This is a genomic window from Variovorax humicola (genome assembly GCF_037889915.1).
GTDB lineage: Bacteria > Pseudomonadota > Gammaproteobacteria > Burkholderiales > Burkholderiaceae_C > Variovorax > Variovorax humicola.
In genome coordinates, this window is the sequence record NZ_JBBKZV010000022.1 from 86774 (window position 1) to 106915 (window position 20142).

The 20142-nt window shown below is 65.8% G+C and carries 21 protein-coding genes; 13 read left to right on the forward strand and 8 right to left on the reverse strand.

All coding sequences use genetic code 11. The features are described from left to right. Window positions 1-59 precede the first annotated feature (59 nt). The 3 genes from mreC to mrdA all read left to right on the forward strand — a co-directional run bounded on the left by mreC (window position 60) and on the right by mrdA (window position 3771). Window positions 60-1178, forward strand: coding sequence for a rod shape-determining protein MreC (gene mreC, locus WKW80_RS26165; protein ID WP_340366498.1), 1119 nt, complete (start codon window positions 60-62; stop codon window positions 1176-1178). Continuing rightward, window positions 1175-1696 (forward strand): rod shape-determining protein MreD, encoded by a 522-nt coding sequence (gene mreD / locus WKW80_RS26170; protein ID WP_340366499.1) that lies wholly within the window; start codon window positions 1175-1177, stop codon window positions 1694-1696. The genes mreC and mreD overlap by 4 nt, the downstream gene beginning before the upstream one ends. 71 nt (window positions 1697-1767) lie before the next feature. After that, the gene (gene mrdA, locus WKW80_RS26175) at window positions 1768-3771 is read left to right on the forward strand and encodes a penicillin-binding protein 2 (RefSeq protein ID WP_340366500.1); all 2004 of its coding nucleotides are present in this window, start codon (window positions 1768-1770) and stop codon (window positions 3769-3771) included. Between the two features lie 632 nt (window positions 3772-4403). Here the strand turns inward: mrdA and WKW80_RS26180 are convergent. From WKW80_RS26180 to WKW80_RS26190, 3 genes are all read right to left on the reverse strand, one after another. Beyond that, window positions 4404-5162 (reverse strand): sulfite exporter TauE/SafE family protein, encoded by a 759-nt coding sequence (locus WKW80_RS26180; RefSeq protein WP_340366526.1) that lies wholly within the window; start codon window positions 5160-5162, stop codon window positions 4404-4406. A 395-nt stretch (window positions 5163-5557) separates the two neighbouring features. Then, window positions 5558-7198 (reverse strand): GMC family oxidoreductase, encoded by a 1641-nt coding sequence (locus WKW80_RS26185; RefSeq protein ID WP_340366501.1) that lies wholly within the window; start codon window positions 7196-7198, stop codon window positions 5558-5560. A gap of 122 nt (window positions 7199-7320) precedes the next feature. Then, on the reverse strand, window positions 7321-8838 hold the full coding sequence (locus tag WKW80_RS26190; RefSeq protein ID WP_340366502.1) for a CoA-acylating methylmalonate-semialdehyde dehydrogenase: 1518 nt from the start codon (window positions 8836-8838) through the stop codon (window positions 7321-7323). Between the two features lie 187 nt (window positions 8839-9025). Here WKW80_RS26190 and WKW80_RS26195 point away from each other — a divergent pair, with 187 nt between their 5' ends. Genes WKW80_RS26195 through WKW80_RS26220 form a run of 6 tightly spaced genes read left to right on the forward strand, consistent with a single transcriptional unit; the run spans window position 9026 to window position 13743 of the window. Then, window positions 9026-10159 (forward strand): MlaE family ABC transporter permease, encoded by a 1134-nt coding sequence (locus WKW80_RS26195; protein WP_340366503.1) that lies wholly within the window; start codon window positions 9026-9028, stop codon window positions 10157-10159. Continuing rightward, entirely contained in the window at window positions 10156-10950 is a 795-nt protein-coding gene (locus WKW80_RS26200; RefSeq protein WP_340366504.1) for an ABC transporter ATP-binding protein, read from the forward strand. The genes WKW80_RS26195 and WKW80_RS26200 overlap by 4 nt, the downstream gene beginning before the upstream one ends. A gap of 7 nt (window positions 10951-10957) precedes the next feature. Further along, window positions 10958-11920: an MlaD family protein gene (locus WKW80_RS26205; protein ID WP_340366505.1), complete on the forward strand. Its 963-nt coding sequence runs from the start codon at window positions 10958-10960 to the stop codon at window positions 11918-11920. 11 nt (window positions 11921-11931) lie between these two features. After that, the gene (locus WKW80_RS26210) at window positions 11932-12606 is read left to right on the forward strand and encodes an ABC-type transport auxiliary lipoprotein family protein (protein ID WP_340366506.1); all 675 of its coding nucleotides are present in this window, start codon (window positions 11932-11934) and stop codon (window positions 12604-12606) included. Between the two features lie 53 nt (window positions 12607-12659). Then, a complete protein-coding gene (locus WKW80_RS26215; protein ID WP_340366507.1) occupies window positions 12660-13145 on the forward strand; it encodes a metallophosphoesterase family protein in 486 nt (161 codons plus the stop codon). Further along, the gene (locus WKW80_RS26220) at window positions 13126-13743 is read left to right on the forward strand and encodes an HAD family hydrolase (protein ID WP_340366508.1); all 618 of its coding nucleotides are present in this window, start codon (window positions 13126-13128) and stop codon (window positions 13741-13743) included. The genes WKW80_RS26215 and WKW80_RS26220 overlap by 20 nt, the downstream gene beginning before the upstream one ends. Window positions 13744-13753: 10 nt before the next feature. Here WKW80_RS26220 and WKW80_RS26225 read toward each other — a convergent pair whose 3' ends face one another. From WKW80_RS26225 to WKW80_RS26235, 3 genes are all read right to left on the reverse strand, one after another. Then, on the reverse strand, window positions 13754-14026 hold the full coding sequence (locus WKW80_RS26225; protein ID WP_340366509.1) for a hypothetical protein: 273 nt from the start codon (window positions 14024-14026) through the stop codon (window positions 13754-13756). 14 nt (window positions 14027-14040) lie between these two features. After that, a complete protein-coding gene (locus tag WKW80_RS26230; protein ID WP_422822964.1) occupies window positions 14041-14697 on the reverse strand; it encodes a MarC family protein in 657 nt (218 codons plus the stop codon). A gap of 157 nt (window positions 14698-14854) precedes the next feature. Then, window positions 14855-15601: an SDR family oxidoreductase gene (locus WKW80_RS26235; RefSeq protein WP_340366510.1), complete on the reverse strand. Its 747-nt coding sequence runs from the start codon at window positions 15599-15601 to the stop codon at window positions 14855-14857. A gap of 70 nt (window positions 15602-15671) precedes the next feature. Here WKW80_RS26235 and WKW80_RS26240 point away from each other — a divergent pair, with 70 nt between their 5' ends. Both WKW80_RS26240 and WKW80_RS26245 read left to right on the forward strand, forming a co-directional pair. Continuing rightward, a complete protein-coding gene (locus tag WKW80_RS26240) occupies window positions 15672-16274 on the forward strand; it encodes a 2-hydroxychromene-2-carboxylate isomerase (protein ID WP_340366529.1) in 603 nt (200 codons plus the stop codon). Window positions 16275-16305: 31 nt separating this feature from the next. Further along, window positions 16306-16989, forward strand: a complete 684-nt coding sequence (locus tag WKW80_RS26245; protein WP_340366511.1) for a dienelactone hydrolase family protein — start codon at window positions 16306-16308, stop codon at window positions 16987-16989. Between the two features lie 24 nt (window positions 16990-17013). Here WKW80_RS26245 and WKW80_RS26250 read toward each other — a convergent pair whose 3' ends face one another. Beyond that, on the reverse strand, window positions 17014-17916 hold the full coding sequence (locus WKW80_RS26250) for a LysR family transcriptional regulator (protein ID WP_340366512.1): 903 nt from the start codon (window positions 17914-17916) through the stop codon (window positions 17014-17016). A 176-nt stretch (window positions 17917-18092) separates the two neighbouring features. Here WKW80_RS26250 and WKW80_RS26255 point away from each other — a divergent pair, with 176 nt between their 5' ends. Beyond that, window positions 18093-18449, forward strand: a complete 357-nt coding sequence (locus tag WKW80_RS26255) for an alpha/beta hydrolase (protein WP_340366513.1) — start codon at window positions 18093-18095, stop codon at window positions 18447-18449. A 60-nt stretch (window positions 18450-18509) separates the two neighbouring features. Further along, the gene (locus tag WKW80_RS26260) at window positions 18510-18884 is read left to right on the forward strand and encodes a DUF4148 domain-containing protein (protein WP_340366514.1); all 375 of its coding nucleotides are present in this window, start codon (window positions 18510-18512) and stop codon (window positions 18882-18884) included. A 74-nt stretch (window positions 18885-18958) separates the two neighbouring features. Here the strand turns inward: WKW80_RS26260 and WKW80_RS26265 are convergent, their stop codons facing one another. Continuing rightward, entirely contained in the window at window positions 18959-20107 is a 1149-nt protein-coding gene (locus tag WKW80_RS26265) for a magnesium transporter CorA family protein (RefSeq protein WP_340366515.1), read from the reverse strand. Window positions 20108-20142: the final 35 nt, after the last annotated feature.

Below are 20142 nucleotides of genomic sequence, written 5' to 3' on the forward strand. Positions count from 1 at the left end.
GTGGCCGGCCCATGTTCGCATGGCGCCGGCTTTTTGCCATATGACGCCGGCCTGATGCCATGCCCCTCGGCACCCTTGATCGCACTGCGCCGCCCCTCTTCAACCAGGGGCCGTCGGCGCTCAGCAAGCTGATTTTCTTCAGCGCGCTGTCGCTGTTCCTGATGGTGGCGGATGCGCGATTCAACATCGTGCGGCCAGTGCGGGCGGCCATCGGCGCGGTGCTTTATCCGGTGCAATGGGTCGCGATGAAACCAGTGCAACTGGTATTGGGCGGCACCCGTTACTTCGAAGACCTGCAGACCGCCCAGCGCAACGAAGCAGAGGTGCGCAAGTCGCTCGCACTGCAGTCCGAGCGCGCGAGCCAATCGGATGCTCTCGCGCAGGAAAACGCCCGGCTTCGCTCGATGCTCGAACTGCGGGCCAGCACCACCACGCCCGGCCGGGTGGCCGAGGTGCTCTACGACGCCGCCGACCCCTACACACGCAAGCTGATCCTCGACCAGGGCATGACGCAGGGCATCCTGCCCGGGTCGCCGGTGATCGATGAACGCGGCGTACTGGGTCAGGTCACGCAGGTGCTTCCGTTCACGAGCGAGGTCACCCTGGTGACTGACCGCGACCTGGCCATTCCCGTGCAGAACACCCGCACCGGTGCGCGCAGCGTTGCCTTCGGCGAGGCCAATGCATATGGGGGCGGGCTGGAGTTGCGCTTCATGCAGGCCAACTCGGACGTGCAGGAAGGGGACCTGCTGGCGACCAGCGGTGTCGACGGCGTCTATCCGGCGGGTTTGCCGGTCGGCAAGATCGACCGCATCGAACGACGCGCCGATTCCGCGTTCGCGCGCATCCATTGCGTGCCGGCGGGCGGCGTTTCGGCCGCTCGCTACGTGATGGTGCTGGTGCCGGCCAACCTGAACCTGCCGCCCAAGCCGGCGCCGGTCGTGGCGGCACCGGTCGTACCCGCGAAGAAGAAGGGCGAGAAATCGGGCAAGGCGGACAAGGCGGCCCAGGCAGACAAGGCGGCCCAGGCAGACAAGGCAGCCAAGGCTGACAAGGCTGACAAGGCTGACAAGGCGGCCCAGGCTGACAAGGCGGCCCAAGCTGACAAGGCTGACAAGCCGGTCAAAGCCGCCCAACCCGACAAGGCAGACAAGAAAGAGAAAGGAGCCGCGCGATGATCATGCGTCCCGGCCAGCAGCAACTCTTGCTGCCTGTAAGCCCTCTTTTCATCTGGGGCAGCCTGCTCCTGGCCATGCTGCTGAACATGCTGCCGCTCGGCCGCATCGCCTGGTTCCCTGACCTGCTTGCGTTGGCCGTCGTGTTCTGGAGCGTGCACCAGCCATCGCGCATCGGTATCGGCGTGGCCTTCGTGTTCGGACTGTTCATGGATGTGCACCAGTCCGCCATGCTGGGCCAGCATGCACTCTCCTACACGGCGCTGAGCTTCTTCGCGATCATGATTCACCGTCGCCTGCTCTGGTATCCGGTGGTGTCGCAGGCGCTGCAGTTGCTGCCCCTGTTCGCGTTGTCGCACTTCGTCGAACTTGGCATCCGCATGATTGGCGGAGGGCTGTTTCCGGGTTGGAACCTCGCGTTCGCACCGTTGATCGAAGCGGTGCTCTGGCCGTTCGTGAGTGCCTTGCTGCTCGCGCCGCAACGCCGCACGCCGGAGCCCGACGCCAACCGGCCCCTGTAGCCGCTCCAGAGCGTCCGCGGAGCCCGCGCCACGTTTGCCTTTGACAACCCACAAGCCTAAGCTCGACCCCGATGACTGAGATCCGCAACGTCGCTGCCGACATCGCGCGCTTCAAGCGTCGCGTGATCGTGATCGGACTCGTCGTGCTGACGGCATTCAGCCTGCTTTGCCTGCGTCTGGCTTACTTGCAGGTGGTGCGTCACGAGGACCTTGCCGAACAGGCCGAGAACAACCGCACCGCGGTCGTGCCGGTGGTGCCGAACCGTGGCCTGATTCTCGACAGAAACGGCATCGTACTGGCCTCCAACTATTCGGCCTACACGCTGGAAATCACGCCGTCCAAGGTCGCCGACCTCGAGGAAACCATCGACGGCCTGTCCTCGGTGATCGAGGTCGGGCCGCGCGACCGAAGGCGCTTCAAGCGGCTGCGCGAAGATTCCCGCAGCTTCGACTCCATTCCCATCCGCACGCGCCTGAGCGACGAGGAGGTGGCCCGCTTCGCCGCGCAGCGCTACCGCTTCCCGGGCGTGGAGATCAAGGCGCGCCTGTTCCGCAACTATCCGCACGGCGAGATCGCCAGCCATGTGCTCGGCTACATCGGTCGCATCAACCAGACAGAAAAGGCCGCGATGGAGGAGTGGGACGACGAGGACTACGACAACTACCGTGGTACCGAATACATCGGCAAGCTCGGCATCGAGCAGAGCTACGAGAAGACGCTGCATGGCCTGACCGGCGTCGAGCAGATGGAAACCTCGGCCGGCGGACGCGCGGTGCGCCGGCTCAACGGCCATCCGGCCACGCCCGGCAATACGGTGATGCTGTCGCTCGACATCAAGCTGCAGAAAATGGTCGAAGACATGTTCGGCGAGCGCCGCGGCGCGATGGTCGCCCTCGACCCCAAGACCGGCGAAGTGCTGGCCTTCGTCAGCAAGCCCACTTTCGACCCCAACCTCTTCGTCGAAGGCATCGACAGCGAGAGCTGGAAGGAACTCAGCGAGTCGATCGACAAGCCGCTGTTGAACCGTGCGCTGCGCGGCACCTATCCGCCGGGCTCCACCTACAAGCCATTCATGGCCATGGGTGCGCTGCAAACCGGCAAGCGCGGGCCCAACGTGCAGATCAACGACCCGGGCTTCTACAACTTCGCCGGGCACCGCTTCGGCAGCCCCGAGGGCAATATCGGCAACGTCGACATGCGCCGCTCGATCCAGCTGTCGAGCAACATTTACTACTACTCGCTCGCCAACGAAATGGGGGTGGACCTGATCCACGACTTCATGAAGCCGATGGGCTTCGGCCAAATCACCGGCATCGACATCGGCGGCGAGGTGCGCGGGGTGCTGCCCAGCACCGAATGGAAGCGCAACGCCTACAAGCGCCCCGAGATGAAGAAGTGGTATGCCGGCGAGACCATCTCCCTGGGCATCGGGCAGGGCTACAACAGCTTCACGATGCTGCAACTCGCGCAGGCCACCTCCATCATTGCGGACGGCGGCCACAAGCATCGGCCGCACCTGGTGGTTGCCACGCGTGACACCGTCACTGGCAAGACCCAGCCGGTCGAGCAGCCGCCGGTCGACGATCTCCACTTCGCGCCGGCCAACGTGGCCGTGGTGCGCGAAGGGCTGCAGGCCGTGATCACCGGTGGCACCGCGCGTGCCGTGTTCACCGGTGCGGGCTACGTCGCCGCCGGCAAGACTGGGACGGCCCAAGCCGTGACGCAGGCGCAGAACACCAAATACAACGCCAAGGCACTGGAAGAGCACCAGCGCGATCACGCACTGTTCATGGCCTTCGCGCCGGCCAATGATCCGAAGATCGCCGTGGCAGTGATCGTGGAGAACGCGGGGTGGGGTGCCGGGGCCGCGGCGCCCATCGCGCGGCGCGTGTTCGACTACTGGCTACTCGGGCAGTATCCGAGCGAGGCCGACATGGCGGCCATCAAGGTGGGCAAGGCGTCGGCGCCGATCGGCAAGCCGCGGCTGGCCAGCGAGGCCGCGTGGCCCGCGGTGGCGGCGGCAGTGGCCGTGCCGGCTGCGGCCGCCAGCGCCCCCGCTGCAACAACGCCCTGACGTTGCATAGCCCCTAGCCCGGTCAGTTCATTTCAGTTTCCACCACGCGGTTCGCGTGCCCTGCCATCGCAGGAAATCAAGTCTGTTCGTGGGCACCCGTGGAACCGGCTTTGCCGGGCCGCCGGGTGCGCCCCCTCGAGGGGGAGGCGCCGCAGGCGCATCGGGGGTGTTTCATCTCCCCCGCGGAACCGGCTTTGCCGGGCCGCCGGGTGCGCCCCCTCGAGGGGGAGGCGCCGCAGGCGCATCGGGGGTGTTCAGCAGACCACCTACCACTCGCCCGATTCGCGCACGCGCTGGTCCAGATCAAGATGCGCGAGTCGATCTTGCCGGCGTTGTGCGTTGACGCGGGTGCGTCGGACCGACAGGGCGCTGAACCGGCGAGCCACGGCCGCGGCCAGCGGGGTGCGTGGCTGAGCCTCGGTTGGCCTGCTGACGGTGCTTTGATGACTGTGCATTCTGGATTCCTTCGAGCTGCTTCGATGATCGGCCCGGTGCCTCCTTCCGAGGGAAAAAGTTTCGTGAATTGCTTGTGGTTTCCCGCTGTTTCCGAGCCTCGCAGCCAGCACGGAGGCGATGTCGCGATGCGCCGCCGCTCGCCGCCGCTCGCCGCTGCTAGCCGCCGCTAGCCGCCGCTAGCGCAGGAAGGCGTCGTAGCCCGACTTGAGAATCAGCGCGCTCACCACCACGATAAACACGCCGCGCACAAAGCCCGCGCCATGCTTCAGGGCCACGCGTGTGCCGAGCACGCTGCCCACGACATTCGCCGCGGCCATCACCAAGCCGTAGTGCCACCACACGTGCCCCTTCGCCGCCAGCAGCATCAACGCTGCAAGATTGGTGGCGACGTTGATGCACTTGGCCGAGGCGGAAGCATTGAGAAAGTCGTAGCCCAGCCAGCGCACAAACAGGAACACCAGGAAGCTTCCGGTGCCCGGGCCGAAGAAACCGTCATACAGCCCGATCAGCAGGCCGACCGCGCAAGCGGCCATGGTCTCGTGCTGGCCGATGAAGCGCGGCACGTGGTGGCGCCCCATATCCTTGCGGGCCAGGGTATAGCCCAGCACGGCCAGCAGGATGAAGGGCAGGGCCTGCCGCAGGAATTCGCCCGGAAACACGGTGACGGCCCAGGCGCCGAGCAACGAGCCCGCAAAACCGACCGCTGCGGCCGGTAGCAGCGATGCCCACTGGAGTTGCACCTTTCGGCCGAACTGGGCCGCCGCGGCCGCCGTGCCCCACACCGAGGCGCTCTTGTTGGTGCCCAGCAACGTCGCTGGCGGTGCGCCCGGAAAAGTGGCGAACAGAGCGGGCACCAGAACAAGTCCGCCGCCGCCCACGATCGAATCGACAAATCCCGCGAGAAGGGAGGCTCCCGTGACCACCAGCATTTCCATGGCGGGCATTTTCGCATTCAGGATTGCTATCGAATTGATAGCTGAAGAGACCGGACGCACAAGCCTCCGAACGTCCAGGGCATAAAAAAAGCGCCGACTAGCGGCGCTTTATCAAATGCGGCATCGGTGTCATGCACAGAGCCTTTATTAATTCGTTGTACTTGGTCGCGAAGGTTTGTCTCCTCGGCCCCGCCCAGCGGGCGCGGCCCGTTGCGAGTGGCAAGACTGTAGCGGCAGCACCGGGAATGTGCATTGGGGGATACCCGTTGCTCGCGGGCAACGTCAGCTTCAGGTTGTATCGCTCGTTTGCAAATCCCGGTCCATCGAGGTCCGCACCGCCTAATGGCCTGGCGCCAGCGATGCTGCCACCCGGTATTTGTGACACCGGGTTGCGATCAGGTCGTCGCGCGAATCCACGCTGCGGCCTTCTCCGCCATCATCAAGGTCGGACTGTTGGTGTTGCCGCTGGTGATGGTTGGCATCGCGCCGGCATCGACCACGCGCAGCCCTGCGATGAAACCGCCGCGGCCGTCGCGCACGCGCAGCCGTGAATCGAGCACCGCCATCGGATCGTCGGCGGCGCCCATCTTGGTGGTACCGACCGGATGGAAGATCGTGGTCGCGATGTCGCCCGCAAGCCGGGCCAGTTCGTCGTCGCTCTGGTACTGCAGGCCGGGCTTCCATTCCTGCGGCTTGTACCTGGCCAGCGCCGGCTGCGCCACGATGTTGCGCGTGACGCGCAGCGAATCGGCCGCGACCTTGCGGTCTTCCTCCGTGCTCAGGTAGTTGGGCGCAATGGCCGGTGCGTCCTGGTAGCGGTTGCTCTTGATGCGCACCGTGCCGCGGCTCGTCGGGTTGAGGTTGCACACGCTTGCGGTGAACGCCGGGAACGCATGCAGCGGCTCACCGAACGCGTCGAGTGACAGCGGTTGCACGTGGTACTCCAGGTTTGGCCATTCGTACGCCGGCGAACTGCGTGTGAAGGCGCCCAGTTGCGACGGCGCCATGCTCATCGGACCGCTGCGCTTCAACAGGTACTCGAGGCCGATCGTCGCCTTGCCGAGCATCGAGGAGGCCAGCACATTGAGCGTCGACGCGCCCTCGATCTTGAAAACGGCGCGGATCTGCAGATGGTCCTGCAGATTCGCTCCCACGCCCGGCAGGTCGGCGACCACCGGAATGCCATGCTGCTGCAGCAAGTCCGCCGGGCCGATGCCCGATAGTTGCAGGAGTTGCGGCGAGCCGATGCTGCCACCGCACAACAGCACTTCCTGCGTAGCGTGGGCGGTGACCATCTGGTGGCCGTCCCATACCTGCACGCCGGTGCAGCGAGGGCTGCCGTCGGGCTGTGTCTCGACGATGAGCTTCGTGACATGGGCGCTGACCCACATCTCGAAGTTCGGCCGGCCGTAGCAGGTCGGCCGCAGGAAGGCCTTGGCCGTGTTCCAGCGCCAGCCGTTCTTCTGGTTGACCTGGAAGTAGCCGACGCCTTCGTTGGTGCCGCGATTGAAGTCGGTGGAATGCGGAATGCCGGCCTGCACGGCGGCCTCCGCAAAGGCGTCGAGGATGTCCCAGCGCAGCCGCTGCTTTTCGACGCGCCATTCGCCGCCCGCGCCGTGCATCGCGTCGCCGCCGAGGTAGTAGTCTTCGTGCTCCTTGAATGAAGGCAGCACCTGGTCCCAGCGCCAGGTGTCGTCGCCTGTCAGTCGAGCCCACTGGTCGTAGTCGCGCGCCTGGCCGCGCATGTAGATCATCCCGTTGATGCTCGAGCAGCCGCCGAGCGTCTTGCCGCGCGGATAGCGCAGGCTGCGGCCGTTGAGGCCGGCGTCAGGCTCGGTGTTGTAGAGCCAGTCGGTGCGCGGGTTGCCGATGCAGTACAGGTAGCCGACAGGAATGTGGATCCAGTGGTAATCGTCCTTGCGCCCGGCCTCGATCAGCAGCGTGCGTCTTTCCGCCCGCCGCGTGAGTCGGTTGCACAGCAGTGCACCAGCCGTGCCGCCACCGATGACGATATAGTCGAAGGTCGTGTCGCTCATGACCCGATTCTGTGCCCTGTGCTCTCAGGGGGCGCCGCGGAACCGGCTCCGCCGGGCCGCTGGCGACGCCCCCTGGAGGGGACTGGAGGGGGAGGCGGCCGATGGCCGCTTCGGGGGGGAGCTCATTTCGCAGTGGGCATCACGAATTCAGCACCCTTTCCGATGCTCTCCGGCCAGCGCTGCATGATCGATTTCTGCTTCGTATAAAACCGCACGCCTTCCTCGCCGTAGGCATGCATGTCGCCGAACAGCGAGCGCTTCCAGCCGCCGAAGCCGTGCCAGGCCATCGGCACCGGGATCGGCACGTTGATGCCGACCATACCCACCTGGATGCGCCGGCTGAACTCGCGCGCAACGTTGCCGTCCCTGGTGAAGCAACTCACGCCGTTGCCGAACTCGTGGTCGTTGATGAGGTCCACCGCCTGTGCGAGATCGTGCACGCGCACGCAGCCCAGCACCGGACCGAAGATCTCCTCCTTGTAGATGCGCATGTCCGGCGTGACGTGGTCGAACAGCGTGCCGCCCATCCAGAAGCCGTCGTCGCAGCCGTCGCCGGCCTTCCTCGCGTCGAAGCCGCGGCCGTCGACCAGCAGCTTGGCGCCTTCCTTTTCGCCGAGACCGATGTAGCCGGTGATGCGCTCGTGCGCGGCCTTCGTCACGATCGGGCCCATCTCGGCCGCCAGGTTCTCGCCGTCGAGCACCTTCAGCGTGTTCGTGCGCTCGATGAGCTTGGGCAACAGGCGGTCGGCCACGTCGCCGACCAGTACCGCGACGCTGATCGCCATGCAGCGCTCACCGGCCGAGCCGTAGCCGGAGCCGATCAGCGCGTCGACGGCCTGGTCGATGTCGGCATCGGGCATGACGACCATGTGGTTCTTCGCGCCGCCGAGCGCCTGCACGCGCTTGCCGTGGCGGGCACCTGTTTCGTAGATGTAGTTGGCGATCGGCGTGGAGCCGACGAAGCTGATGGCCTTCACGTCCGGATGTTCCAGCAGTGCATCGACCGCAACCTTGTCGCCTTGCACGACGTTGAACACGCCGTCCGGCAAGCCGGCTTCCTTCAGCAACTCGGCGATGCGCAAGGAAGGGCTGGGGTCGGTGGGGCTCGGCTTGAGGATGAAGGTGTTGCCAGCGGCGATCGCAACCGGAAACATCCACATCGGCACCATCACCGGAAAGTTGAACGGCGTGATGCCGGCCACCACGCCGAGCGGCTGGCGCAGGGTCCAGTTGTCGATGCCGGTGGAGACCTGGTCGGTGAAGTCGCCCTTGAGCAGCTGCGGGATGCCGCAGGCGAACTCGACGATGTCGATGCCGCGCGTGACCTCCCCCTGCGCGTCGGTGAAGACCTTGCCGTGCTCGGCGGTGATCAGGTGCGCCAACTCGTCCTTGTGCAGGTTGAGCAGCTCGAGGAACCTGAACAGCACGCGCGCACGGCGGATCGGTGGCGTGTCGGCCCAGGCCGGGAAGGCTGCCTTGGCGGCGGCGACGGCAGCAGCGACTTCCGTCGCGCTCGCCAGGCCTGCCACGCCGGTCACCGAACCGGTCGCCGGGTTGGTCACGTCCTGTGTGCGGCCCGAGGTGTTGGCGACCATGCGGCCGTTGATGAAATGGTCGATCGGAGTCTTGATGATCTGCATGGTGGAGTCTCGCGTTGTGACGATGGAGTGTGGGCAGTTTAGGCATGCCCGCCATGCGCGCCAAGCCACGAAAGGCGGCGGCGCCGGGTTGGGGTCGTACCTACGCCGCGTGGACAGCCCCTGCGGTTACGATGATGCGAGCCCTGCCACTCCCCAACCAGCGCTCTTCCCGGAATCGATCGAGCCCATGCCTGCCGTTGCGTCCCCTTCGCCAGACACTTCGCCGCGAGTCGAACAGACGTCCGGCACGGTCACGGCGAGCGGCCGCTGGACGGCGATCGCCATTGCCCAGCCGAACGCCTGGCCGACGTTGCTGCAAAGCCTGGCCTCCACGCGTTCCGCGACGGCGTGGGACTTGCGGCCGATCGATCCGCTCGACCATGTCGGCGCGCAGGTACTCTGGAACCATTGGGGAAAGGCCTGGCCCGCGCAACTCGAGATGGACCCGCAGCACAAGGCCGTGCTCGACCAGGTCGCGCTGTACACCTGCAGCATGCCGGAGGAGCCGCCCCGGACCTGGGCCGACCGCTTCAGGGACTTCGCGCACAACGGCCCGCGCATCATGTTCGTGGTGCGCGATTTCCTGCGCATCATCGGCCAGCTCACGCTCGACATCATTCGCCTCTTCCGTGCGCCGCACCGTGCGCCGTGGCGCGATTTCTCGGGCCAGCTCTACCAGTTCGGCGCCACGGCATTGCCGATCACCGCCCTGGTCGGTTTGCTCATCGGCGTGGTGCTGGCCTACCTCACGTCTCAGCAGTTGCGCAACTTCGGGGCAGAGGCTTTCATCGTCAACATCCTCGGGCTGTCGCTCATTCGGGAGCTCGGGCCGGTGCTGGCCGCGGTACTGGTCGCCGGGCGCTCCGGCTCGGCCATCACCGCGCAGATCGGCGTGATGCGCGTGACGGAAGAACTCGACGCGATGCGCGTGATGGGCATCTCGCATGGCTTCCGGCTGGTCATGCCTCGCGTGCTGGCGCTGGCCATCGCCATGCCGCTGATCAGCAGTTGGACCTCGATGGCGGCACTGATCGGCGGCATGTTCGCGGCCAACGCGGCGCTCGACATTTCGCCCACGTACTTCATGTCGGCGTTGCCGCGCGCGGTGCCGATGTCGAACCTCTGGATCGCGCTGTCGAAGTCGGCGGTGTTCGGCATCCTGATCGCGCTGATCGGCTGCTATTTCGGGCTCAAGGTGAAGCCCAATACCGAGAGCCTCGGGCGCGGCACCACGTCGTCCGTGGTGACCTCGATCACCATCGTGATCCTCGTCGACGCATTGTTCGCGGTGCTCTTCAAGAACTTCGGGTTGCGCCAATGACGGGGCCGGCCGACGCATTCGAGAACGTGGTCGAGATCCGCAATCTCTGGACCGTCTTCAAGTCGCCCGATGGCGACCAGGTGGTGCACCGCGATCTCAACCTGGTGATCCGGCGCGGCGAGGTGCTGTCGCTGGTGGGTGGTTCGGGCACCGGCAAGACGGTGTTGCTGCGCCAGATCCTGGGCCTGGAGCATCCCGACAAAGGCGAGGTCAGCGTGCTCGGCCGGCAGCCCGGCCACTTCCGCGGCATGGCGGCGGCCAACGTCGGCATGCTGTTCCAGCACGGGGCCTTGTTCTCGGCCTTCAGCGTGCTCGACAACGTCGCGTTTCCATTGCGCGAGTTGCAGGTGTTCCCCGACCAGTTGATCCGCGATGCGGCGCTGGTCAAGCTGCAGATGGTGGGTCTCGATGCGCAGCAGGCTGCCAAGAGCCCGTCGGACCTCTCGGGCGGCATGATCAAGCGGGTGGCGCTTGCACGCGCGCTCATCATGGACCCGCCGCTGCTGCTGCTCGACGAGCCCACCGCCGGCCTCGATCCCGAAAGCGCCGACGGCTTCTGCGACCTGCTGAGCGGTCTGCACCGCGAACTCGGACTGACGGTGGTGATGGTCACGCACGATCTCGACACCCTGTTCGACCTGAGCACTCGCATCGCCGTGCTGGCGGACAAGAAGGTGATCGTGACCGGCACCGCGCGCGACGTGATCACCTATCCGCATCCGTTCATCCACGAGTATTTCCTCGGCGGCCGTGGCCAGCGTGCCATGGAAGCCCTGCACGAGAAGAGGTGAGGTCGCCATGGAAAACAAGTCCCATGCCATTGCCGCCGGCGCGTTCGTGATCGGCATGCTGGCCGCGCTCATCGCACTGGTGCTCTGGCTCACGCGCGACGACACCGTGCGCAACATCTACGAACTCTCCACGCGCGATGCCGTCAGCGGCTTGCAGCCACAGGCCATGGTGCGCTACCGCGGTATCGCGGTCGGCAAGGTCACGTCGATCGACTTCGATCCGAAGGTCAAGGGCAATGTCCGCGTGCGCATCTCCGTCGACGAAAGGGTGCCGCTCACCACCTCGACCTATGCTTCATTGAGCTACCAGGGCGTGACCGGGCTGGCCTTCATCGCGCTGGACGACAAGGGCGAATCGCAGGAGACCCTCGCGCCCAACAACGAGAACCCACCGCGCATTCCGCTCAAGCCTTCCGTGCTGGCCGCGCTGCAGGAGCGCGGCGAGGCGATCCTCAACCAGGTCGAGCTGGCGGCGAAGCGCGCCAACCTGTTGCTCGCCGACGAGAACCAGAAGCGTATCGGCGACGCGCTCGAAAACATCGGGCAGGCGGCCGCAGGTGCCAACCGGCTCACGCAGACGCTCGACAAGACCGTAAAGGCCGATCTCAGCCCCGCGCTCAAGGCCATGCCCGACGCACTTGCGCGCGTGAAGAAAGCTGCCGGTGACGTCTCGCGCGTGGCCAACAATCTCAACACCACGGTCGCCCGGCTCAATCAGCCCGACGGGGCCATGCAGCGGATCGGCGACGGCGCCAGGTCGCTGTCTCTGGCGGTCGAAACCTTCAACGGTGCCACGATCCCGCGAATCAACCGCGTCGCGGACGACGCTTCGCGCACCGTGCGCCGGCTCGGCCGAACCGCCGACAACATCAACGACAACCCGCAGTCGCTCCTGTTCGGCAACGGCGGCGTCGTGCCCGGCCCGGGCGAGCCCGGCTTCTCCCCGCCGCCTGAAAGCGCGCGGCCATGAAGGTGACACGCATGACGACTCCTGTCCTCCAGACTCTTGCCGCCCGCGCCCGAGGTACGGGCGCTGCAGCCCTCTCGTGCCTTGGTATCTGCGCCGCGCTCGCCGGCTGCGGTGCCTTGCCCGACAAGCCTTCGCGCGTCACGATGTACGACTTCGGCCCCGGCGACACCGCGCCCGCCCCGGTGGCCGCGCCGACCTTGCCGACCATCGCGCTCACCGAACTCGAGACCAATCCGCGCCTGGATGGCACGCAGATCCTCTATCGCCTCGGCTATGCCGACCCCAACGAGTTGCGCCCCTACGGCCAGGCGCGCTGGAGCATGGCGCCGACGCAGATGGTGCGGCAGCGCCTGCGCAATGGCTTGTCGCAACGCCGCCTCGTGCTCAATGCCGAAGAGAACGCCAGCATGACCCGCGCGGAAGGCAAGGCGCCTGACACCCTGCGCGTCACCGTCGAGGAGTTCAGCCAGTATTTCGACACCCCTTCGACCAGCGTTGGCCTGGTGCGCCTGCGCGCCACGATGATCACCGGCGCGCCGGGCGGCGACCGCGTGCGCGGCCAGAAGACGTTCACCGTGCAACGCCCGGCCGCCACTGCCGACGCCCCCGGGGGCGTGAAGGCGCTCGCCGCGGCCACCGATGCCGCAGTCAACGACATGGTCCAGTGGCTCGACGGCTTGAAGTAATCAAACAGCCAATAGCCAATAGCCAACAGCCAACAGCCAATAGCCAACAGCAAATGACTCGCATCGGCCTGATCTCCGACACCCATGGCCTGCTGCGCCCCGAGGCATTGGCCTTCCTGAAGGGGTGCGACCACATCGTGCACGGCGGCGACATCGGCGGGCCCGAAGTCCTCGCGCAACTCGCCGCCATCGCGCCCGTCACCGCCGTGCGCGGCAACAACGACCGCAAGCCGTGGGCCGACGCCGTGCCCGACACCGACATGGTGCAGGTCGGTGGCATCTTCATCTACGCGCTGCACATCCTCGACGAACTCGACATCGATGCTGCCGCGGCCGGCGTGCAGGTGGTGGTCAGCGGTCATACGCACCGTCCCAAGATCGAACCGCGCGGCGGCGTCCTCTACGTCAACCCGGGTAGCGCCGGACCGCGACGCTTCAGCCTGCCCATTTCGATAGGCGAATTGATCGTCGATGCCGGCACCATCCAGCCACGCATCGTCGACCTGGAGACGTCAAGGGATGCCCGTGTCACGCGTTGAAGCCTTGCTGTTCGACCTGGGCGGCGTGGTGTTCGAGTTCGACTTCGAACGCGCGATCCAGCACTGGGCACGGTATTCCGCACTGCCGCTGCGCGAGGTGCGCGAGCGCTTCGGCCACGACGAACCCTACCGCCAACTCGAGCGCGGCGAAATCACGGCCGCCGCCTACTTCGATGGACTGCGGCGCAACCTCGAACTCATGGCGAGCGACGCGCAGATCGGCGAGGGCTGGAACGGCATCTTCGGCGCCGAGATCAGCGAAACCCTCGACGCCGTCGCGCACGCGCGCAAGCACTATCCCTGCTACGCCTTCAGCAACACCAACGCGGAACACCAGCGGGCGTGGAACGCCGCGTATCCGCGCATTGCGGCCACGTTCGACCGAGTGTTCGTGTCATCGGAAATCGGCATGCGCAAACCGGAGGCGGCAGCCTTTGCACACATCGCCAAAGCCATCGGCGTGGCGCCCGGGAACATCCTGTTCTTCGACGACCTGGTCGAGAACGTGGTCGGTGCGGTGGCCGCCGGCCTGCAGGCGGTACAGGTGCGCTCGCCGGCCGACGTGCAAGGGGCGCTCGCGCGGCTCGATAGCCGGTAGCGCGCCTCCTTCAAGCCGGAGCGCGTGTCAGGGTTGCCGCCGTATTGAAACCCTGGCTTGTGTACGTGCCGGCCAGCGAGCCATTGGCCTGCAACTTGTAGACGACCGCAGCGCCGTTGGGGAATTTGAACTCCAGCGTGCCGGGGCTGACTGTCGCCGTGACCCTTCGCCATTGCGGCGTGATGTTGACGTACGACCTGGTCGGCTCCCCAACCGAATAGGCCAGCGTCGTCTTGCATGCGTCGATCTTCTCGACCACGAGTGTGGCGAGTGCTACTTGCACCGCGTGCGATGGCGTCAGGGCGCGTGAATGAGGATCGGGAACAACTTGCCCAACCCATCGGCCATCACCTCCACGGCCAGCGCCGCCAGGATCAATCCCATCAGCCGCGTCATGACGTTGATGCCGGTCTTGCCCAGCACGCGCGCGATCGGCTGGGCAAGCGAGAAGGCGGCGGCCGTTGCGACTGCGATCACAGCACCGTAGCCCACCAGCACCAGCAACTCCCAGATGTGCCGCGTCTTCTCGGCGTAGATCACCACCGTCGACATGGTGGCCGGCCCGGTCAGCAACGGAATGGTCAGCGGCACCACCGCGATCGACGCGCCCAGCGAGGCCTTGACTTCGGTCGCGCGGATCTCCTCGTTCGTGGTCTTCATCTCGGCCGGTTGGGCGTTCAACATCGACAGCGAACTCATCAGCAGCAACATGCCCCCGCCTACCTGGAAGCTCGCGATCGAGATACCGAAGAAGGCCAGCAACTGCAGTCCGAGCAACGCGCTGATCCCGATCACCACGAACGCGCTGAACGAGGACACCATCACCGTGCGCCGCCGTTGGCCGTCGGTGAACCCCTGCGTGTAGTGGATGAAGAAGGGCACGATCGCCAGCGGATTCACAATGGCCAGCAGCGTTATCAGCGGCTTGATCAGATCCATCGCGGGACTGGCCATGTCAGTGCTCCATGACGCCAAGCGTCTTCCGCGACAAATGAAACCAGGACGAGCACGGCGAAGTCTGTTCGTGGGCACCCGCGGAACCGGCTTTGCCGGGCCGCTGGGTGCGCCCCCTGGAGGGGGAGGCGCCGCAGGCGCATCGGGGGTGTCTCATTCAGCGCCCGCCCGTCACGTCGATGGTGGTCATGGTGGAGTAGCTCGCCTCGTCGGACAGCAGCCAGACAATGGCATGGGCCACTTCCGCGGCGCTGCCCGTCCGTTTCATCGGCACTGTCGACGCGAGCTGTTTCGCGCGATCGGGCAGGCCGCCGGATGCGTGGATCTCCGTTTCGATCAGTCCCGGGCGCACCGCGTTCACGCGGATACCCTCGTCGGCCACTTCCTTCGCCAGGCCGATGGTGAAGCTGTCGATCGCACCCTTGCTTGCCGCGTAGTCGACGTATTGACCCGGCGAACCGAGCCGCGCAGCGGCGCTGGAAAGATTGACGATCGCACCGCCCTTGCCGCCATGCTTCGTGCTCATGCGCTTCACCGCCTCGCGCGCGCAGACGATGCTGCCGATCACGTTGACGCGCAGCATGCGCTCCAGCCGCCCCACGCTCATCTCGTCGACGCGGGCCTGCATGTCGACCACGCCGGCGTTGTTGACCAGCCCGGCCAGCGGCCCGAGTTCGGCATCGACCTGCCGGAACATCGCCAGCACCTGCGCTTCGTCGCCCACGTCGCCCTGCACGGCCATCGCGGTGCCGCCGGCGGCGCGAATCGCGCCCACCACCTCGTCAGCCGCAGCAGCCTGGCTCGCGTAGTTGACCGCCACCGCCCAACCGCGTTGCGCGGCCAGACGCGCGGTCGCGGCGCCAATACCGCGACTGCCGCCCGTAATCAAGAGCACCTTGTTCAAAGCCCATCTCCTGCACAGAATCCGTGCCTCGGTTAAAACCCCCCGACTCCCTGATTACATCATCGTGGAGATGCAATTGAGCCGCACCATCGACTACTACTTCACCCCGCAAAGTCCGTGGACCTACCTCGGCCATGCGCGTTTCGCCGCCATTGCGAAAGCCGCCGGCGCCACGGTGCGCATACGGCCGGTGGATTTCGGCGCGGTGTTCCCGGTCTCGGGTGGATTGCCGCTCGGAAAGCGGGCACCACAACGGCAGGCCTATCGCCTGGTGGAACTGGCGCGTTTCTCGCGACATCTCGACATGCCGCTTGAACCCAAGCCCAAGTTCTTTCCGGTCGCGGTCGAGGACTCGGCCAAGCTCATCATCGCGGCGGATCTGCATGAAGGCACCGATGCGGCGATGAAGCTCTGCGGCGCCGTGTTCGCCGCGGTGTGGGTGCATCAACTCAACATCGCCGACCCGAAGCACCTCGAAGGGCTGGTCGCCGAGTGCAGGCTGCCCGCGCGCCTCATGGCGCAGTCGCAAAGCCAGGCCGCGCAGGAAGCCTACGAGCAATACACGCAGGATGCCATCGATGCCGGCGTGTTCGGCGCGCCGAGCTATGTGCTCGACGGCGAAATCTTCTGGGGCCAGGACCGCCTCGATTTCCTCGCCAGCGCCTTGCGGTAACCCGCACCATCCACCAACGGAGCAAATGACCATGGGCCAATTCATCGATCTCACCGCAAAAGACGGCTTCACTTTTCCGGCCTATGTGGCCGAGCCCGCCGGACAACCGAAGGGCGCCGTCGTCGTGGTGCAGGAGATCTTCGGCGTCAACTCGCACATCCGTTCGGTCGCCGACGGCTATGCGGCCGCGGGCTATCTCGCGGTGGCGCCCGCCACCTTTCATCGCGCCAAACAGGGAGTCGACCTCGGCTACACCGAAGACGACATGAAGGCTGGCTTCGCCCTCAAGATGGCCATCGAGGCCTTGCCGCTGCCTGGCGTGTTGCAGGACATCCAGGCCGCCGTCGATTACGCGGGCAAGGCCGGCAAGGTCGGCATCGTGGGTTACTGCTGGGGCGGCTTGCTGACCTGGCGCGCGGCGGCCGTCGTGTCGGGCCTCTCGGCTGCGGCGCCGTACTACGGTGGCGGCATGACCACGCCGGAAGAAAGCGCGCTGCAACCCAAGGTGCCGGTGATGGTCCACTTCGGCAACAACGATCACTGGATTCCGATGCCCACCGTCGATGCCTTCCGCACCGCGCATCCCGATGTCGAGGTGCATGTGTACGAATGCGGCCATGGCTTCAACTGCGACCAGCGTGGCTCGTACAACGCTGAAGCGGCCAAGCTGGCGCTCGAACGCACGCTGGCGTTCTTCGGCAAGTACGTCGGATAGGAGCGGCGCGGCGCGCCCAGGCCTTCAGGCATTGCCGCCGGTGCCCTTGCCGACGCGCGTCTCCAGAAAGTCCAGCAGCGCGCGCAGCGCCGCGCTGTTGTTGCGGCGTTGCAGGTAGGCAGCGTAGAGCCACATGTCCTTGCGCACATAGTCCTGCAAGACCGGCTGCAGCTCGCCCTTGTCGATGTGCGAACGCACCAGCAGATCAGGCTGGTAGACCACGCCAAGACCGTGCACCGCGACCTGTACCAGCGGGCCGCCGTCGGTCGAGTCCATGCGGCTCGTCAAAGGCACGTCGACCGGCTTGCCGCTGACCTCGAAGCGCCAATGCGGATGCGGGCCCATGTCGGACCGCGTCAGCGCAAGATGGTTGGCCAGGTCCTCCGGCCGGCTGGGCAGGCCATGCTTCTTCCAATACGCTGGCGCGGCGCACACGACCGGTCCAATTCGCACCAGGCGCCGCACGATCAGGTTTTCGTTCTCGATGGGGCCGAGCCGAAGCGCCACGTCGATGCCTTCCTCTGCCATATCGACGACCGCAGTGCTCAAGCGCAGGCTGATGCGTACGTCCGGGTAGTAGCCCATGAACTGCGCCAGCAGGGTCGGCAACCCGCCCAGGCTCATGCCGTGTGGGGCTGAAATGCGCAGGAGGCCGGCCGGCTGCCTCGCACGCTCCTGCAGTTCCGATTGCGTGAGTTCGATCATCTCCAGCATCGGCGTGCTGCGTTCCAGCAGCAGGGCGCCTGCGTCGGTCAGGCTCACCGATCGCGTCGACCTGTTCAACAGGCGCACGCCAAAGCGCGACTCCAGTTCGGCAACGTATTTGCTGACCGTCGCCTTCGACATGTCCAGCTTTGTCGCGGCACGCGAGAAATTGCCTTGTTGGGCGACTTCCCGGAAGGTCTTGATGAGGTCGAGGCTGTCCATTGTTTCGATTCCGTGAACGCGGTGATTCAATTTTCGAGGGTTTTCACCTAGGGATTGCCACCAAAATTCGACCCACGGACTGGCAATCAGGCAAGTCTGCCGACAGAGAGCCGAGTGAGTACCCGATTCCCTGTTGTCCGAGCCGCAATTCATTCTTAACCCAAGGAATCGTCATCATGAAGACCTCGAACCTTATCGCCGCCGCAGCCGTTGTTCTGTTTGCCGTCGCTGGCGCACAGGCTGAAACCTATGAAGGCGTTCAACCCCTGACCCATTCGCGTGCTCGTGCGGACGTCGCCTCCGAAGGCGCCGTGGCAGCCCGTTCCGGCAATCCGTACGCCGACGGCGCAGCCGCTGGCGTGTCCGCGATTGCCTCCAGCAACGTCGACCCCAACGTTGTCCGCGCCGAAGCCGTCGCCAAGGCGCACGACCCGTTAGCCAGCCTGGACCGCCGCGCCTTCTACCGCGACACCGTCCCGTCGCAATACACGAAGGGTTCGCTGGCGGTTCGTCGCCAAGTGGCGCAGCGCTGATCGGCGCTTTGATCCTGATCCACCCCCACGCTGCCACACCAACCTGAACCGAGACCACCCATGAAAGCCGCCAGTCTTCTCGCCGCCGCGGCTTTTGCCGTCCTCGGACTCATCGCCGCGACGGGCGTCCAGGCGGAGACGTACCAAGGCGTTCAAGCGCCCCTGTCCGGCCTCAACCGTGCCGACGTGCAAGGCGAAGCCATGCGCACGGCCTGGTCGTCCGACCAGAACGTGACGCGCGGCTCCCGCGGTCCGGAAACGGTCGCGGTGTCGGGTCAGCGCAGCGTGGTGCAAGACGAAGCCATTCGCGCCGCGGCCGCACCGGACCAAAACGTTAACGTGAGTTCGCGCGTCAACAGCAAGCTCGTGTCGACGCTGCGCAATCCGGTCGACGTACGCGCCGAGATCGCCCGACGCAACTTGACCCGCATGTGACCCGACCAGGCTGGCATCAAGAAGGCCGGGCAGGTGCGTCGAGCACCACCCGGCCTTTCTGATTTTCATGCTCGTCAGCGGGCGGTGCGAGCCAGGTATCGCTTTCGCCAGAACACAACGATCAGCACCACCGCGATCACGCCCATCGCGCCCATCGCAATCCAGAAGCCGTCGGCCTTGTGCACCAGCGGAATGAACTCGAAGTTCATGCCGAAGATGCCTGCAATCAGGTTCAGCGGCAGGAACACGGCCGTGAGGGCGGTCAACACCCGCATGATGTCGTTGGTGCGGTGGCTCTGCACGCTGAAATGCATCTGCACCGCGGTCTCGGCGTTCTGCTCGAGGCGGCGGACGTGGTGCACCACGCGCTCGATGTGCTCATGCACGTCGCGGCTGCGGATCATCACCAGTTCGCGCTCGCGCCGCTCGGCCGGGTCTTCGGGCATGGGCAGCGTTTCAAGGGCGTCGATCCAGTCCTGCAACGCACCGCGCTGGTCCTCGCAGATCTCGTCGAGTTGATGCAGGGACTGGCGCGCCTGCATCAGCGCTCCCCAGTTAGAGAAGCGACTCTTGACGTCGATCAGTTCCCCCTGCCAGTGGTCGATCTGACGGGTCATTTCGCGCCGCAAGTCAAGGTAACCATCGACGATCTGGTTGACCAATCTCAGCATCAGGTCGGCCGGACCCGTCGGCAATCGCGTGCCCGCTGGCCGCCCGTCACCCGACGGCGCAGCACCCGTGCCCGGCGCGCCCGCAGCCAGCAACTTAGCCGCGTAGGCGTCGCGCACGGCGCCGTCTTCCGGATGGACCGACAGCAGCACCCGGTCGAACACCGCAAAGCCGACCGGACGGGTGTCGATGCGCTTGAGCAACAACGGCCCCTCGGGCCCTGCAACCGGATTGGCGGGCGGCGCAGGCGATACACCGCCCGGACTGCCCTGGTTCGTCGCCAGGCGCCGGAATACCAGCACGTCGTAGATCGAGGTGTAGTCGTAGTGCGATGGCAACTGTTCGTTCAGCAGGTCCAGCACGTGCAGGTCGACCAGTTGCGTGCCGCAAAGGCTTTGCAGGACGTCCTGCACCGTGTCGAGTTGACCTTTGAACTCCTCCCGCGTCAGCGAGATCCACAGGTAGCTGCCGCTAGCGCAAGCGCCCGGCGCGGCCAGCGGCGCCAACGCATCATGCTCGAGCACCTGGAGGCCGTTGATCTCGAAGCTGCGCATCGGTCGTTGGGTTCTGTGAGCCGAGGCTGCCTTTG

Bases quoted from the DNA above. Each gene is read 5' to 3' on its own strand.
- WKW80_RS26180 (WP_340366526.1), bottom strand. From the start codon at position 5,162: ATGGAAATGCTGGTGGTCACGGGAGCCTCCCTTCTCGCGGGATTTGTC.
- WKW80_RS26250 (WP_340366512.1), bottom strand. From the start codon at position 17,916: ATGGACAGCCTCGACCTCATCAAGACCTTCCGGGAAGTCGCCCAACAA.
- WKW80_RS26195 (WP_340366503.1), top strand. From the start codon at position 9,026: ATGCCTGCCGTTGCGTCCCCTTCGCCAGACACTTCGCCGCGAGTCGAA.
- WKW80_RS26205 (WP_340366505.1), top strand. From the start codon at position 10,958: ATGGAAAACAAGTCCCATGCCATTGCCGCCGGCGCGTTCGTGATCGGC.
- WKW80_RS26265 (WP_340366515.1), bottom strand. From the start codon at position 20,107: ATGCGCAGCTTCGAGATCAACGGCCTCCAGGTGCTCGAGCATGATGCG.
- mreD (WP_340366499.1), top strand. From the start codon at position 1,175: ATGATCATGCGTCCCGGCCAGCAGCAACTCTTGCTGCCTGTAAGCCCT.
- mrdA (WP_340366500.1), top strand. From the start codon at position 1,768: ATGACTGAGATCCGCAACGTCGCTGCCGACATCGCGCGCTTCAAGCGT.
- WKW80_RS26220 (WP_340366508.1), top strand. From the start codon at position 13,126: ATGCCCGTGTCACGCGTTGAAGCCTTGCTGTTCGACCTGGGCGGCGTG.
- WKW80_RS26185 (WP_340366501.1), bottom strand. From the start codon at position 7,198: ATGAGCGACACGACCTTCGACTATATCGTCATCGGTGGCGGCACGGCT.
- WKW80_RS26260 (WP_340366514.1), top strand. From the start codon at position 18,510: ATGAAAGCCGCCAGTCTTCTCGCCGCCGCGGCTTTTGCCGTCCTCGGA.
- WKW80_RS26245 (WP_340366511.1), top strand. From the start codon at position 16,306: ATGGGCCAATTCATCGATCTCACCGCAAAAGACGGCTTCACTTTTCCG.
- WKW80_RS26210 (WP_340366506.1), top strand. From the start codon at position 11,932: ATGACGACTCCTGTCCTCCAGACTCTTGCCGCCCGCGCCCGAGGTACG.
- WKW80_RS26255 (WP_340366513.1), top strand. From the start codon at position 18,093: ATGAAGACCTCGAACCTTATCGCCGCCGCAGCCGTTGTTCTGTTTGCC.
- WKW80_RS26215 (WP_340366507.1), top strand. From the start codon at position 12,660: ATGACTCGCATCGGCCTGATCTCCGACACCCATGGCCTGCTGCGCCCC.
- WKW80_RS26190 (WP_340366502.1), bottom strand. From the start codon at position 8,838: ATGCAGATCATCAAGACTCCGATCGACCATTTCATCAACGGCCGCATG.
- mreC (WP_340366498.1), top strand. From the start codon at position 60: ATGCCCCTCGGCACCCTTGATCGCACTGCGCCGCCCCTCTTCAACCAG.
- WKW80_RS26200 (WP_340366504.1), top strand. From the start codon at position 10,156: ATGACGGGGCCGGCCGACGCATTCGAGAACGTGGTCGAGATCCGCAAT.
- WKW80_RS26240 (WP_340366529.1), top strand. From the start codon at position 15,672: ATGCAATTGAGCCGCACCATCGACTACTACTTCACCCCGCAAAGTCCG.
- WKW80_RS26230 (WP_422822964.1), bottom strand. From the start codon at position 14,697: ATGGCCAGTCCCGCGATGGATCTGATCAAGCCGCTGATAACGCTGCTG.